11 protein-coding genes and 1 pseudogene are annotated in these 15,147 nt (G+C 56.1%); 11 read left to right on the plus strand and 1 reads right to left on the minus strand.

Features of this window, described 5'->3' with window-relative positions; translation table 11 throughout:
• Positions 1–95 precede the first annotated feature (95 nt).
• From dnaE to pyk, 6 genes and pseudogenes are all read left to right on the plus strand, one after another.
• Complete coding sequence (gene dnaE, locus CD000_RS01595; RefSeq protein ID WP_198962473.1) at positions 96–3,371, plus strand: DNA polymerase III subunit alpha; 3,276 nt, start codon at positions 96–98, stop codon at positions 3,369–3,371.
• A 59-nt stretch (positions 3,372–3,430) separates the two neighbouring features.
• Positions 3,431–4,115 (plus strand): annotated as a pseudogene (locus CD000_RS01600) (FadR/GntR family transcriptional regulator).
• Between the two features lie 39 nt (positions 4,116–4,154).
• Positions 4,155–5,027: an acetyl-CoA carboxylase, carboxyltransferase subunit beta gene (gene accD / locus CD000_RS01605; protein ID WP_014196529.1), complete on the plus strand. Its 873-nt coding sequence runs from the start codon at positions 4,155–4,157 to the stop codon at positions 5,025–5,027.
• Complete coding sequence (accA, locus tag CD000_RS01610; protein ID WP_011232215.1) at positions 5,012–5,989, plus strand: acetyl-CoA carboxylase carboxyl transferase subunit alpha; 978 nt, start codon at positions 5,012–5,014, stop codon at positions 5,987–5,989. The genes accD and accA overlap by 16 nt, the downstream gene beginning before the upstream one ends.
• Before the next feature lie 179 nt (positions 5,990–6,168).
• Entirely contained in the window at positions 6,169–7,128 is a 960-nt protein-coding gene (pfkA, locus tag CD000_RS01615; protein WP_011232214.1) for a 6-phosphofructokinase, read from the plus strand.
• A gap of 27 nt (positions 7,129–7,155) precedes the next feature.
• Positions 7,156–8,919 (plus strand): pyruvate kinase, encoded by a 1,764-nt coding sequence (pyk, locus tag CD000_RS01620; protein WP_025039133.1) that lies wholly within the window; start codon positions 7,156–7,158, stop codon positions 8,917–8,919.
• A 142-nt stretch (positions 8,920–9,061) separates the two neighbouring features.
• Here the strand turns inward: pyk and ytvI are convergent, their stop codons facing one another.
• The gene (gene ytvI, locus CD000_RS01625; RefSeq protein ID WP_096224733.1) at positions 9,062–10,180 is read right to left on the minus strand and encodes a sporulation integral membrane protein YtvI; all 1,119 of its coding nucleotides are present in this window, start codon (positions 10,178–10,180) and stop codon (positions 9,062–9,064) included.
• Positions 10,181–10,273: 93 nt separating this feature from the next.
• On the opposite strand from ytvI, the gene CD000_RS01630 reads away from it, so the two are divergent.
• From CD000_RS01630 to CD000_RS01650, 5 genes are all read left to right on the plus strand, one after another.
• Positions 10,274–10,729, plus strand: a complete 456-nt coding sequence (locus CD000_RS01630) for a DUF441 domain-containing protein (protein WP_021322131.1) — start codon at positions 10,274–10,276, stop codon at positions 10,727–10,729.
• A gap of 286 nt (positions 10,730–11,015) precedes the next feature.
• Positions 11,016–12,134 (plus strand): citrate synthase, encoded by a 1,119-nt coding sequence (citZ, locus tag CD000_RS01635; protein WP_096224734.1) that lies wholly within the window; start codon positions 11,016–11,018, stop codon positions 12,132–12,134.
• Between the two features lie 72 nt (positions 12,135–12,206).
• Positions 12,207–13,478 (plus strand): NADP-dependent isocitrate dehydrogenase, encoded by a 1,272-nt coding sequence (gene icd, locus CD000_RS01640; protein WP_011232209.1) that lies wholly within the window; start codon positions 12,207–12,209, stop codon positions 13,476–13,478.
• 26 nt (positions 13,479–13,504) lie between these two features.
• Positions 13,505–14,443: a malate dehydrogenase gene (gene mdh, locus CD000_RS01645; RefSeq protein ID WP_013524302.1), complete on the plus strand. Its 939-nt coding sequence runs from the start codon at positions 13,505–13,507 to the stop codon at positions 14,441–14,443.
• An 84-nt stretch (positions 14,444–14,527) separates the two neighbouring features.
• Positions 14,528–14,995 carry a MaoC/PaaZ C-terminal domain-containing protein gene (locus CD000_RS01650; protein ID WP_096224735.1) on the plus strand — a complete coding sequence of 156 codons (468 nt, stop codon included), beginning with the start codon at positions 14,528–14,530 and terminating at the stop codon, positions 14,993–14,995.
• The last annotated feature ends 152 nt before the right edge of the window (positions 14,996–15,147 follow it).

Consider the following 15,147-nt stretch of genomic DNA (forward strand, 5'->3'; position numbering starts at 1 on the left):
TCTCTCTTATCTATGTATATCAATAGGGTGGACGGAGTATGTAGCCGAAAGAAAAGTTTTCGCCCGTCAAGCGCACGGATGAGGGAGGGATGGTCATGATGTTCGTCCACTTGCATGTGTTGAGCGGATACAGTTTGTTTCAAAGTGCAGCGGCGGTGGAGGCGCTTGCAGCGAGGGCGAAACAGCTCGGCTATCAAGCGCTCGCGCTCACGGACCGGAATGTGTTGTATGGCGCTATTCCGTTTTACCGGGAATGCAAGCAGAACGGCATTCGCCCGATTATCGGCGTGACGGCTGATGTCGCTCTTTCTGGGGAGGAAGCGTTCCCGCTCGTGCTGTTGGCCGCCAATGAAGAGGGGTATCGCCATTTGCTTGAAATCAGCACCATGATGCAAATGGGGGAAACAAAGCATATGGAGGAAGCCGCTCTTGTACGCTTAAGCGGCGGCATCATCGCCATCACTCCCGGAAGCGAGGGACGCGTCGAGTCGCTTGTGGCCGCCGGCGAATGGGAGCGGGCGAAAGAGGCGCTTGGCCGCTATCATCAGCTGTTTCCAGGACGGCTGTATGTCGCCGTTCAGCGCGGCGAGCAAACGCGAGCCCCATATGAAGCCGGGTTGTTGCAGCTGGCGGAGGAAACCGGCGTCCCGATCGTGGCGACGAACGACGTCCGTTACGTGGAGCGCAGCGATGCCGTGGCGTGGCGTTGCTTGCAGGCCATCGGCCGCGGCGCGTTGCTCGCTGACATTGAGGACGATAACGGCCGCTATTTGGCGGGGCCAGAGGAGATGGCGCGCCGGTTTGCGGACTTGCCGGAGGCGCTCGAGAACAGCCTGGCGATCGCCGATCAATGCGAGCTGCAGATCGAGTTTGGCGGTTGGCGGCTGCCGGCGTATCCCGTTCCGGACGGAGAGACGGCCGACAGTTATTTGCGCCTCTTATCGGAACAAGGGCTCGCCCGACGCGTGCCGTCGGCCGATGAGCGCTACTGGCGTCGGCTTTCGCATGAGCTGGATGTGATTCAGTCGCTTCATTTCAGCGACTATTTTTTGATCGTCGCCGATGTGCTCGCCTACGCCCGCCGGCGCGGCATCTTAACCGGCCCGGGCCGCGGTTCGGCGGCCGGGTCGCTTGTCGCCTACGCATTGTCGATCACCGATGTCGATCCGATCAAGTATGGGCTTTTGTTTGAACGGTTTTTAAATCCGGAGCGGGCGTCGGTGCCGGATATTGACTTGGATTTTCCTGATGGCCGGCGCGAAGAAGTGATTCGCTATGTGGCGGATAAATACGGGCGCGACCGCGTTGCGCAAATCATTACGTTCGGTACGTTCGGCGCCAAAGCGGCGCTGCGCGAGACGGCCAAAGCGCTTGGCGTCCCTGAGCGGGAGGCGGAACAGGTCGCGGCGCTGCTGCCGAGCAAACAAAGTGTGACGCTCCGCCAATGGCATGCCGAGTCCGCCGCTTTTCGGCGCGCGGTGGCAGCGGTTCCGCAAGGGAGAGAGTGGCTGGCTGTTGCGCAAAAACTGGAAGGGCTGCCGCGCCATACGTCGATCCACGCTGCTGGTGTCATCATCAGCCCAGAGCCGCTCGTTCGCTTCGTGCCGCTGCAGCCAAGCCATGGCGAATGGCCGCTGACGCAATACGCGATGGGGGCGCTTGAAGCGCTTGGATTGCTGAAAATTGATTTTCTCGGTTTGCGCACGCTCACGTTGATCGAGCAGATCGTGCGTTTGATCGAGCGGCAGACAGGAAAGCCGTTTGACATCCGCACGCTGCCGCTCAATGATGAAAAAACGTACGCGCTGCTTGGCGCTGGAGATACAAACGGCATTTTTCAGCTGGAATCAAGCGGGATGAAGCGTGTGCTCGCCGAGCTGCGGCCGTCGCAATTGGAAGATGTCGTCGCCGTCAATGCCTTGTATCGGCCAGGGCCGATGCAAATGATCCCCGTTTACATCCGGCGCAAGCGCGGGGAAGAGCCGGTGTCCTATGCCCATCCTGATCTTGAGACGATTTTGGCGCCCACATACGGGGTGTTGATCTACCAGGAGCAAATTATGCAAATCGCCGCCCGGCTTGCCGGATTTTCGCTCGGACAAGCGGACGTGCTTCGCCGGGCGGTGGCGAAAAAAGAGAAAGCGCTGCTTGCCAAGCAGCGTCAGGCGTTTGTCGCCGGCTGCGTGGCGAACGGCTATCCGAAAGCAGTCGCCGAGGAACTGTACCGACACATCGTCCGCTTTGCCGATTACGGCTTCAACCGAAGCCACGCGGTCAGCTATGCGCTGTTGTCGTATGCGATGGCGTATATGAAAGCTCATTACCCGCTTTGTTTTTATGCGGTCATGCTCACCAATGCTTCCGGCGACCGAGAAAAAGCGGCGGTATACTATTGGGAGGCGGCGCGAAAAGGGATCAACGTCCTTTTGCCGTCGGTCAACAAAAGCGGTTTTCGCTCTTCCGTGGAGGGGAGCGCCATTCGCCTTGGGCTCGCGATGGTGAAGCAAGTCGGCTCGGCGGCGAAGCTGATTGTCGAGGAGCGGAAAGCGAACGGACCGTTTGCCGACTTCTTTGATTTCGCTGCTCGCCTGCTGCCAAAAGGGCTCGGGCGCCCGGCGCTCGAGGCGCTCATTTCCGTTGGGGCGTTTGACGAGTTCGGTGCAGATCGGGCTTCGCTTCTTGCCAGCATTGACATTGCGATCGAACATGTGCAATGGGTTCAGGCGCTGCAAGCCGGAGGGCTGTCGTTAAAACCGAAATATGCTGCCGCACATTCGTGGCTTTTGTCCGAACGGCGGCGGCGGGAAGTGGAGTTTCTTGGCTTCGCCGTCACCCCGCATCCGGCGGCGGTGTGCCGCCCGTTGCTGCAAGCGGCGGGGGCGGTGTGTGTTGCCGATGTACAAGGTCCGTCAACTGTGGTTGGAGGAGCGGTCGTCCGCATACGGAAAACGAGAACAAAGCAGGGTGAAGAAATGGCGTTTTTCACCGTCGGCGATGAGAGCGGGGAATTGGAGGCGGTGGCGTTTCCGAACGTTTACCGCCGCGCGGCGGACATATTGAAAGAAGGACAGTTTGTATTGCTTGCCGGAACGATCGAGGTGCGCGGCGGACGGCGTCAGCTCATCATCCGCCGCGCCGAACGCTTGACGGCGTCGGCGCTGTATATCGACGCCAGCCGCCAAGACAAGGCGCGTCTTGCCGCGCTGAAGCCGCTGTTGGAACGACACCAAGGCCGCACTCCGGTGTATTTGTACGATGAAGCGAAGCGGAAGCTTCTCCGTCTTCCCGAGCGGTATGCGGCCGATCTCACCGCCCCGCTTGTCGATGAACTGCTTTCCTTGTTCAGCTTCGGACGCGTGGTCGTCAAGTAAATCGCTCTTTACTATTTCATTATTTTGTTATATCGTATAACCATTAGTTGGTCAGACCAGTGGATGAAGCGAAGGAGAGGGGTCATTGTATCAAAGAGGAGAACGTGTATGCCGAGACGTTGAAACATATCCACCGCATGATGGCGGAAGACAACCTAGCCCCTGGCGACAAGCTGCCGTCGGAGCGCGAGCTGGCCGAACGGCTCGGCGTCGGGCGTTCATCGGTGCGCGAGGCGTTGCGGGCGCTTGAATTTCTCGGCTTGATTGAAACGCGGCGCGGCGAGGGGAGGTATAGGCGTGAGGTCGGCAGCCACCAGCTGATCGACCTGTTGGCGATGTTTTTGTTGGAAAACGAACGGGCGAAGGCCGATTTGGCGGAAACAAAATGGCTCATCGAGCGCCTGTTGCTTGCGCTTGCGTGTCGGCGCCGGAGCGCGGAGGACGTAGACGAGTTGAAAAAAATCGTTCGTCAAAAACCGATTGATTTCGCGCGGTTTTTCGAGACGGTGGTGGAAGCGGCTGTCAATGTTTTGCTCGCCCGCATTTGGCGGGTGCTGTCGGGGTTTGCCGCTTCATTTGCGCCCGAGCCGCCCCTTGCCGACGCCGGTTATGAACAGCTGCTTGCCGCTTTGGAAAGGCAAGATCCGGCGGAGACTGTCGCCGTCTGGGAGGCGCAACGGCCCTTCGCCGTTGTCGAAACGGGCCGGACATCGTTTGACAAACAATGATGTCCATTTTCGATAAAGTAGTAGAGAGGCGAAAACGCAAAGGAGGGGCTCCCTCGTGTGGAAAGACTTGTTTGTGAAAAAGAAAAAGTATGCACCGCTGCCTTCAGAACAAGCGAGGCATGAAGTGCCGGAAGGCGTGATGACGAAATGTCCGCAATGCAAGAAAATTATGTATACAAAAGAGTTGATCAAAAACTTGCGCGTTTGCCTAAGCTGCGGCTACCATCATCCGATGCCGGCGCGTGAACGGATTGCAAGCCTTCTTGATGACGGCAGCTTCCGCGAGTATGACGCCGATATGATCTCGGTCAATCCGCTCGGCTTTCCGGGCTACATCGAAAAACTGGAAGAAGACCGGCGCAAGTCAGGGCTGAACGAGGCGGTCGTCACCGGCGAAGGGGCGCTTGACGGCCATCCGCTCGTCATTGCTGTCATGGATTCATCGTTTCGCATGGGCAGCATGGGCTCGGTCGTCGGCGAAAAAATCACCCGCGCCGTCGAACGGGCGCACAAACAGCAGATGCCGTTTCTCATTTTCACCGCTTCCGGCGGCGCCCGCATGCAGGAAGGGGTGTTGAGCCTCATGCAAATGGCGAAAACAAGCGCGGCGCTCAAACGGTTCAGCAACGACGGCGGCTTGTTCATCTCCGTCATGACCCACCCGACGACCGGCGGTGTATCGGCGAGTTTCGCCTCGCTTGGGGATTATAACTTTGCCGAGCCGGGGGCGCTCATTGGTTTTGCCGGCCGCCGCGTCATCGAGCAGACGGTGCGCGAAGAGCTGCCGAACGATTTCCAGACGGCGGAGTTTTTGCTGAAGCACGGGCAGCTTGATGCCGTCATTCACCGCCACGAGCTGAAAGAAACGCTTGCGGTCGTCTTGGATCTTCATCAAAAAGGAGGGGAAGAGGGATGGTGGCGGAATTAGAATTCGAAAAGCCGCTTGTCGAGCTGCGCCGCAAAATTCAAGAGTTGAAAGAGTTCATGAAAACGGCGGACGTCGATTTATCGGCGGAAATCGAAAAGCTTGAGGCGCGCCTCGCCAAGCTGGAAAACGAGATTTATGCGAATTTGACGCCGTGGGACCGCGTGCAAATCGCCCGCCACCCGCAGCGGCCGACGACGCTCGATTACATCGAGCGGTTGTTTACGAACTTTCTTGAGTGCCACGGCGACCGCTGCTTTGGCGATGACGAGGCGATCGTCGGCGGCATCGCCAAATACGACGGACTCCCCGTGACGGTCATCGGTCATCAGCGCGGCAAAGATACGAAAGAAAACTTGCGCCGCAACTTTGGCATGCCGCATCCGGAAGGATACCGGAAGGCGTTGCGGCTCATGAAGCAGGCAGAAAAGTTTTCGCGGCCGATCATCTGCTTTATCGACACGAAAGGCGCCTACCCGGGCAAAGCGGCCGAAGAGCGCGGGCAAAGCGAGGCGATCGCCCGCAACTTGTTTGAAATGGCTGGGCTCACGGTGCCTGTCGTCTGCATCGTCATCGGAGAGGGCGGAAGCGGCGGGGCGCTTGCTCTTGGCGTCGGCAATCATATCCATATGCTTGAAAACTCGACGTACTCGGTCATCTCGCCGGAAGGGGCGGCGGCGATTTTGTGGAAAGACGCCTCATTGGCGCAGCGGGCGGCGGAAACGATGAAAATCACCGCTCATGACTTAAAGGCGCTCGGCGTCATCGATGAAATCATTCCAGAAGTCAAAGGCGGCGCTCATCGCAACGCCGACGAGCAGGCAAAAGAAATTGACCGCGTGCTGCGCCGTTCGCTCAAACAGCTGTTGGCGCTTGACGGCGAAGAGCTCGTCCGGCAGCGCTATGAAAAATTTAAACAAATGGGCCAAGTGTCGTTTTTGCCGGAAACGATTCGGGCAAGATAAGGAAAAAGCTGTCTCCGTCGCGGGACAGCTTTGTTCTATCGTGAAAAAATCCACTTTTGTAAGCCGTTTCAGCGATCGCTTCTATATTGTGTTCCGCTGTTGTTCATGGTACATTAGGGATGTTCAAGAAGACGTATGAGGTCGGACGTGTGCAATTCGATGCAAACGAGGTGGAAATGATGAAACGGATTGGTGTGTTGACAAGCGGCGGCGACTCGCCGGGCATGAATGCGGCCATTCGCGCTGTCGTCCGCAAAGCGATTTACCATGGGGTGGAAGTGTACGGAATCTACCACGGGTATGCCGGGTTGATCGCCGGCAATATCAAAAAGCTGGAAGTCGGGGACGTTGGGGACATCATCCATCGCGGCGGCACCATCCTTTATACCGCGCGCTGCCCGGAGTTTAAGACGGAAGAAGGACAGAAAAAGGGGATCGAGCAGCTGAAAAAGCACGGTATTGAAGGGCTGGTCGTCATCGGCGGCGACGGGTCGTATCAAGGGGCGAAAAAATTGACGGAGCACGGCTTCCCGTGCGTCGGCGTGCCCGGGACGATCGACAACGACATTCCAGGCACCGATTTTACGATCGGTTTTGACACCGCGCTCAATACGGTCATTGACGCCATTGACAAAATCCGCGACACGGCGACGTCGCATGAGCGGACGTACGTCGTCGAAGTGATGGGCCGCCATGCCGGCGATATTGCGCTATGGTCGGGGCTTGCCGGAGGGGCGGAGACGATTTTGATTCCGGAAGCGGACTACGACATGGACGACATCATCGCTCGCTTGAAGCGCGGCCATGAACGCGGCAAAAAACACAGCATCATCATCGTCGCCGAGGGAGTCGGCAGCGGCGTCGACTTCGGCCGGCAAATTCAAGAGGCGACCGGCTTTGAGACGCGCGTGACGGTGCTTGGCCACGTGCAGCGCGGCGGATCGCCGACGGCGTTTGACCGCGTGTTAGCGAGCCGCCTCGGCGCCCGTGCGGTCGAGCTGCTCCTTGAAGGCAAAGGCGGCCGCTGCGTTGGCATTCAAAACAACCAAATCGTTGACCATGACATTGCCGAAGCGTTGGCGAAAACACATACGGTCGATCAGCGGATGTATACATTGTCGAAAGAGCTGTCGATTTAATTTCCGAGGGGAAAGGAAGAAGAAGTGATGAAGCGGAAAACGAAAATCGTCTGTACGATCGGGCCGGCAAGCGAGAGCGTAGACAAGCTCGTGCAATTGATCGAAGCGGGGATGAACGTGGCGCGCCTCAACTTTTCGCACGGAGATCATGAGGAACACGGGCGGCGCATCGCCAACATTCGCGAGGCGGCGAGGCGGACGGGCCAAACGGTCGCCATTTTGCTCGATACGAAAGGCCCGGAAATCCGCACGCACAATATGGAGAACGGCGCCGTCGAACTGAAGGAAGGGGCAAAGCTCATCATTTCGATGAGCGAAGTGCTCGGCACGCCGGAAAAAATTTCTGTCACCTATCCGGGGCTGATCGATGATGTGTCCGTTGGTTCGAAAATTTTGCTGGACGACGGGTTGATCGGCCTTGAAGTCAACGCGGTCGACAAGCAAGCTGGAGAAATTGCCACGACCGTCTTAAACAGCGGTGTGCTCAAAAACAAAAAAGGGGTCAATGTCCCCGGCGTGCGTGTCAATTTGCCGGGCATCACCGAGAAGGACCGAGCCGATATTTTATTTGGCATCCGCCAAGGCATCGACTTCATCGCCGCCTCGTTTGTGCGCCGGGCGTCTGATGTGCTCGAAATCCGCGAGCTGCTCGAGGCGAATGACGCCTTACATATCCAAATTATCGCGAAAATTGAAAATGAAGAAGGCGTCGCCAACATCGATGAAATTTTGGAAGCCGCCGATGGCCTCATGGTGGCGCGCGGCGACCTTGGCGTTGAGATTCCGGCTGAGGAAGTGCCTCTCATTCAAAAAATGCTCATTAAAAAGTGCAACATGCTTGGCAAGCCGGTCATCACGGCGACGCAAATGCTCGACTCGATGCAGCGCAATCCGCGGCCGACGCGGGCTGAGGCGAGCGATGTCGCCAACGCCATTTTTGACGGCACCGACGCCGTCATGCTTTCCGGAGAAACCGCAGCCGGCCAGTATCCGGTCGAAGCGGTAAGGACGATGCACCAAATCGCGCTCCGCACCGAGCAGGCGTTGGAGCATCGCGACATTTTGTCCCAGCGCACGAAAGAGAGCCGAACGACGATCACCGATGCCATCGGCCAATCGGTCGCCCACACAGCGCTCAATTTGGATGTCGCGGCGATCGTGACGCCGACGGTGAGCGGAAAAACGCCGCAGATGGTGGCGAAATACCGCCCGAAAGCCCCGATCATCGCGGTGACATCAAACGAAGCGGTCTCGCGGCGGCTGGCGCTCATTTGGGGCGTGTATACGAAAGAAGCACCGCATGTCAATACAACCGATGAAATGCTCGATGTGGCGGTCGACGCGGCAGTGCGCTCCGGCTTGGTGAAGCACGGCGACTTGGTCGTCATCACGGCCGGCGTGCCGGTCGGCGAAACGGGATCGACGAACTTAATGAAAGTGCACGTCATCAGCGACTTGCTTGCCAAAGGGCAAGGCATCGGCCGCAAGTCGGCATTCGGCAAGGCGGTCGTCGCCAAAACGGCAGAAGAGGCGTGCCGAAAAATGGTAGAGGGCGGCATTTTAGTCACCATCAGCACCGATGCCGATATGATGCCGGCGATCGAAAAAGCGGCGGCGATCATCACCGAGGAGGGCGGGTTGACGAGCCATGCGGCGGTCGTCGGCTTAAGCCTTGGCATTCCGGTCGTCGTCGGGGTGGAAAATGCCACAAGCTTGTTTAAAGATGGGCAAGAGATCACGGTCGATGGCGGCTTTGGCGCCGTCTACCGCGGCCATGCGAGCGTGTTGTAACGGACGTTGCAGCAAAACAGGGTGTCCCAAAAGCAGCGGGACACCCTTTCGCATCGTCCTATATACCCATTAAACATCTTTGTGAAACGAAAGATTGTATTCCTATTATAGAAAGCCGAGCTTTTGAGACAGCTCCCTTCGATTACGTGGTCGGCTTGCCGATAATAAAGCGCCAAAGATCACGAAAAACATTGGCGCTATGGAGCGTGCGGATGATGACAAGCGCGACGGGGCCGGCAATCAAGCCGAGAAAGCCGAGCAGTTTGAAGCCGACGAACAAGGCGATGAGCGTCGCGAGCGGATCGAGGCCGATCGTTGAAGAAAGCACTTTCGGCTCCATGATTTGCCGTTGGACGAGGACGACGACATACAGCACGCCCAATCCGATGGCAAACGGAATGTCGCCGCTAGCCATGGTGTAAATGATCCAAGGAACAAATACAATCCCCGTTCCCAAATATGGCAAAAGATCGACGAACCCGATGATCAATGAGATCGTAATGGCGTAATCGACGCGCAAAATAAGCAAGCCGATCAACACGATGACCGTCGTAATCGAAATGAGCGTCGCCTGCGCTTTGATAAAGCCAAACAGCGCCCGCTTTAAATCAAGAAACACCGTTTTTCCGCTTGTGCGGGCTTTCGTCGGCAGCCATTGCTGCGCCATGCGCATCAGACGGTGCCAGTCTTTGCTGATGAAAAACGTCGCCAACAGCGAAAAAATAAACACGGTCGCGGCATTCGGCAGCCAGGCGAGAAGCTGCGGAATGTTTTGCAGGATGCTCTGGACAAATTCACCAACCGTCGTCCCAATTTTTTTTCCGACGGCTTGAATGTTTTGCATAATCGTATCCTGTTGGGCGGCGCTTAAACTTTTAAACATCCCGGCCAAATCTTTGTAAATCGGGATGATTTGGTCGGCGACGAACGTCTCCATGTACGTGATCAATGCTTGAAATTTTTCAGGCACGACGCGGGCTAAATATTGCGTTCCCGAAACGATTTCGGCAACAAGAAGCGTGACCAAGCCGGCGACCGCGACAAACAACATGATGAGCGTGACGCTGACCGCGAGCCAGCGCGGCATTTTCGCTTTCCGCTCCAAAGCATCGACGAGCGGGTTGATGATCATCGCGATGAAAAAGGCGATGATGAACGGATACGTCACCGTCGCGATGTAGTACATAGCGATGGCGCCGAGCGCGACAGCGGCGATGACAAGAAAAAAGCGCAAAAAGCGATCAACATAAACTCGGGACAATGTTTCACCTCCAACGACGTTCCATATTGATATATTACACGTTTTCTTACGGGGAAGCAAAAAGACAAGTTTCATAGGAAAGGACGGACGACCGTGAACGAACCGGTGTTGTTTTTATTGTTGTTGCTTGCGCTCGGCTTTCTTGCGAAAAACAAGTCGCTTATTGTCGCCGTCGTTGTGCTGTTGGCCATCAAACTTGTCGGCTTGGATCAAAAAGTGCTGCCGATCATTCAGTCCAAAGGGATCAACTGGGGAGTGACGGTCATTACGATCGCCGTGCTCGCTCCCATCGCTTCTGGGGAGATCGGCTTTCGGCAGCTTGTCGGCTCTCTGCAGTCGTTGTCGGCCTGGGTGGCGCTCGCATCTGGCATTTTTGTCGCCTTGATCGCCAAAAATGGAGTAACGCTCCTTGCCAATGACCCGCATATGACCGCCGCGCTTGCATTCGGCACCATCCTCGCGGTTTCGCTGTTTCATGGGGTGGCGGTTGGTCCATTGATCGGCGCTGGCATTGCCTATACGGTCATCAAAATGGTAGAATATTTTTGATCATCAGGCGGTGTGTGGGATCCTCCGTTTTGAGATGAATCGATTTCTTCCTGATCATCATTTCTTTTGACGTGTGACAGCTGACAAAAGTCTGATAATTGTTTATAATAATAAACGTGAGTGGGTTTTCGGCCAAGCATTGTGCAGCTGTTGCGACGGGGCGGTTGTCGCCGGCGTCATGTAAGCACTTTCGCGCGCGCGTTTGTTTTTGCCTCCATTTCGAGCAAGCGCTCATCGGCCATCGGTCGTTATGGCCGGAACTTATGAAGAGAAGGGGAGATTGAACATGACAGTAACCCGTGGGTTAGAGGGAGTTGTGGCCACAACTTCAAGCATCAGTTCGATCATCGATGACACGTTGACGTATGTCGGTTATGACATTGACGATTTAGCCGAAAACGCTTCCTTCGAAGAAGTCGTTTATTTGCTTTGGCATCGCGAACTGCCGACGAAAGAGCAGCTTGAGGAATTAAAGAAACAGTTGGCGGAAAACGCTGAAATTCCAAATGAAATCATTGAACACTTCAAGCTGTATCCGATTGACAAGGTGCATCCGATGGCGGCTTTGCGCACCGCGGTATCGCTTCTCGGCTTGTATGACCAAGAGGCGGATGTGATGACGAAAGAGGCGAATTATCGGAAAGCCATTCGCCTGCAGGCGAAAATCCCGACGATTGTCACCGCCTTCGCCCGCGTGCGCAAAGGGTTGGAACCGGTTGCGCCGCGCAAAGATTTGAGCTTTGCTGCCAATTTCTTGTACATGCTGACCGGCAAAGAACCAGACGACATCGCCACGGAAGCGTTCAACAAGGCGCTCGTGCTGCATGCCGACCACGAGTTGAACGCGTCGACGTTCACGGCGCGCGTCTGCGTAGCCACGCTGTCCGATATTTATTCCGGCATCACGGCGGCGATCGGAGCCTTGAAAGGGCCGCTTCACGGCGGGGCGAACGAAGCGGTGATGAAAATGTTGACGGAAATCGGCACGGTCGACAACGTCGAGCCATACATCCGCAGAAAGCTCGCCAACAAAGAAAAAATTATGGGCTTTGGCCATCGCGTTTACCGAAAAGGCGACCCGCGCGCCAAACATTTGAAAAAAATGTCGGAAAAACTGACGAAGCTCGTCGGCGAGCCGCATTGGTATGAAATGTCGACGAAGATTGAAGAAATCGTCACATCGGAAAAAGCGCTGCCGCCGAACGTTGACTTTTATTCCGCCTCGGTTTACCATTGTTTAGGAATCGATCATGATTTGTTTACGCCGATTTTTGCCGTCAGCCGCACCTCGGGATGGTTGGCTCACATCTTGGAACAATACGACAACAACCGTCTCATCCGTCCGCGCGCTGAGTACACCGGCCCAGGCAAGCGGGCGTACGTGCCGATCGACGAGCGCGGCTAAAACAAGTGGACAAGGCGGTGAAGGCGCGCCTTCACGCCTTTTTATAAAAAAACTGCATTGGGGGTTTTGCTCGTGACGCAAGGAGAAAAAATTACAGTCCAAAATGGTGTGCTCAACGTTCCGAACAACCCGATCATTCCGTTCATCGAGGGGGATGGAACCGGCCCGGACATTTGGGCGGCCGCTTCGCGCGTGCTCGAAGCAGCGGTGGAAAAAGCGTACAAAGGTGAGAAAAAAATCGTCTGGAAGGAAGTGCTCGCTGGTGAAAAAGCGTACAAGCTGACGGGCAGCTGGCTTCCGGATGAAACGCTTGAGACGATCCGCGAATACATAATCGCCATTAAAGGGCCGTTGACGACGCCGGTCGGCGGCGGCATCCGCTCGCTGAACGTAGCGCTCCGCCAAGAGCTCGACCTGTTTGTCTGCTTGCGCCCGGTTCGCTACTTCCCAGGCGTTCCGTCGCCGGTGAAACGCCCGGAAGACACCGATATGGTCATTTTCCGGGAAAACACGGAAGACATCTACGCTGGCATTGAATATGCCAAAGGCACGCCGGAAGTGAAAAAAGTCATCGACTTTTTGCAAAACGAAATGGGCGTGCGCAAAATCCGCTTCCCGGAAACGTCCGGCATCGGCATTAAACCGATTTCCGAACAAGGGACGAAACGGCTTGTGCGCGCGGCGATCAACTACGCGATCGAACACGGCCGCAAGTCGGTGACGCTCGTTCATAAAGGAAACATTATGAAATTCACCGAAGGCGCGTTTAAAAACTGGGGTTATGAATTGGCGGAGGAAGAATTCGCCGACAAAGTGTTCACGTGGGCGCAATACGACCGAATCGTTGAAACGGAAGGCAAGGAAGCGGCGAACAAAGCGCTTGCTGATGCGGAAGCGTCCGGCAAAATCATTATCAAAGATGTCATCGCCGACATCTTCCTGCAACAAATTTTGACGCGTCCGCGCGAATTTGACGTCATCGCGACGATGAACTTAAACGGCGACTACATTTCCGACGCGCTGGCCGCTCAAGTCGGCGGCATCGGCATCGCGCCGGGGGCCAACATCAACTACGAAACCGGCCACGCGATTTTCGAAGCGACGCACGGCACGGCGCCGAAATACGCAGGGCTTGACAAAGTCAACCCGTCGTCCGTCATTCTCTCGGGCGTCATGATGTTTGAGCATCTTGGTTGGAACGAAGCAGCGAAATTGATCATCAAAGCGATGGAGAAAACCATCGCCGCGAAAATCGTCACGTATGACTTCGCCCGCCTGATGGAAGGGGCGACGGAAGTGAAATGCTCCGAATTTGCTGATGCGCTCATCCGCAATATGGACTAACCTTTGAAGGAAAGGGATGGCAAACGATGGCGATGAAACGGAAAAAAATCTCGGTGATCGGCGCCGGATTCACGGGGGCGACGACGGCGTTCCTTTTGGCGCAAAAAGAGCTCGGCGACGTCGTGTTGGTCGATATTCCGCAGCTTGAGAACCCAACGAAAGGGAAGGCGCTCGATATGCTCGAGGCAAGCCCGGTGCTCGGCTTTGACGCGAATATCATCGGCACATCGGATTACGCTGACACAGCCGATTCCGACATCGTCGTCATCACAGCAGGCATCGCCCGCAAGCCGGGCATGAGCCGCGACGATTTGGTGACGACGAACCAAAAAATTATGAAGCAAGTGACGAAGGAAGTCGTCAAATACTCGCCGAACTGCTACATCATCGTCTTGACGAACCCGGTCGATGCGATGACGTATACGGTCTTTAAGGAATCCGGATTCCCGAAAAACCGCGTCATCGGCCAGTCGGGCGTCTTGGATACGGCGCGCTTCCGCACGTTCGTCGCCGAGGAGCTGAACATTTCGGTAAAAGATGTCACTGGGTTTGTTTTAGGCGGCCATGGCGATGACATGGTGCCGCTCGTCCGCTACTCGTACGCCGGCGGCATTCCGCTCGAAAAACTCATTCCGAAAGATCGTTTGGACGCCATCGTTGAGCGGACGCGCAAAGGCGGCGGTGAAATCGTCAACCTGCTCGGCAACGGCAGCGCCTACTACGCACCGGCCGCCTCGCTTGTCGAAATGGTCGAAGCGATTTTGAAAGACCAGCGCCGCATTTTGCCGGCGATCGCCTACCTTGAAGGCGAATACGGCTATGAAGGCATTTATTTGGGCGTGCCGACGATCCTCGGCGGCAACGGCATCGAGAAAGTGATCGAGCTCGAGCTGACCGAAGAGGAAAAAGCGGCGCTCGCCAAATCCGTCGAATCCGTTAAAAATGTCATGCGCATGCTGGAATAGCGGCGAGGCAAAAATTCGGGCATTGCCCCGGATTTTTGCCCACAGTCAATGAAAGCGCTTTCTAGACAACGAAGGGGTGGGAACATGTTGAAAAAACGAAAGCTCGGGAGACGGATCGGGGAAATTCAAGCGGGGGAAAAGCTCGTGTTCCAAGCCGCCATCGAAGACAAAGACTTGCTTCTTTATCTTGGGCTGACGGATGATGCCAATCCGCTCTATATCCAGCATGATTATGCTTCACAGACGCCGTTTGGAAGACCGGTCGTGCCGCCGGTCATGTTGACGGGGATGATCACTTCCGCGGTTTCCAAATATTTGCCGGGCCCGGGCAGCTACATTACGCGGCAGGATCTTCGCTTTCTCCGCCCAGTTTATCATTATGAAACGCTCGAATTTTTGCTCGAAGTCGCCGATGTCGATGAGGCGGGCCATTGCGTGACGTTGTCCGTCATGGCGACGCGTGGTGCGGAGACGGTGCTTGACGGAACGCTGTCTGTCTGCCCGCCGCATACGTTGCCGCGCCTAGACGGGCGGGTGCTCGAGAACTTTTGACCTCATGTTGAAAGCAGTCCCCCACTTCGAAACAAAGGGGGAGTTTCATGCCGCTTTCCGCCAAAGGAAGCCAGCCAAACGCGAGGGGCAGTTTTCCGAGGGCAACCTGTCCGCAGGAAAACGCCCTTTTTTCTTTTTTTTGTCCGAATCAA

This window comes from Geobacillus sp. FJAT-46040 (assembly GCF_002335725.1).
GTDB classification, from domain to species: domain Bacteria; phylum Bacillota; class Bacilli; order Bacillales; family Anoxybacillaceae; genus Geobacillus; species Geobacillus thermoleovorans.

Excerpts from the sequence above, each read along its gene's own strand:
- dnaE (WP_198962473.1), top strand. The coding sequence starts at position 96 with ATGATGTTCGTCCACTTGCATGTGTTGAGCGGATACAGTTTGTTTCAA.
- accA (WP_011232215.1), top strand. The coding sequence starts at position 5,012 with ATGGTGGCGGAATTAGAATTCGAAAAGCCGCTTGTCGAGCTGCGCCGC.
- pfkA (WP_011232214.1), top strand. The coding sequence starts at position 6,169 with ATGAAACGGATTGGTGTGTTGACAAGCGGCGGCGACTCGCCGGGCATG.
- pyk (WP_025039133.1), top strand. The coding sequence starts at position 7,156 with ATGAAGCGGAAAACGAAAATCGTCTGTACGATCGGGCCGGCAAGCGAG.
- citZ (WP_096224734.1), top strand. The coding sequence starts at position 11,016 with ATGACAGTAACCCGTGGGTTAGAGGGAGTTGTGGCCACAACTTCAAGC.
- mdh (WP_013524302.1), top strand. The coding sequence starts at position 13,505 with ATGGCGATGAAACGGAAAAAAATCTCGGTGATCGGCGCCGGATTCACG.
- CD000_RS01650 (WP_096224735.1), top strand. The coding sequence starts at position 14,528 with ATGTTGAAAAAACGAAAGCTCGGGAGACGGATCGGGGAAATTCAAGCG.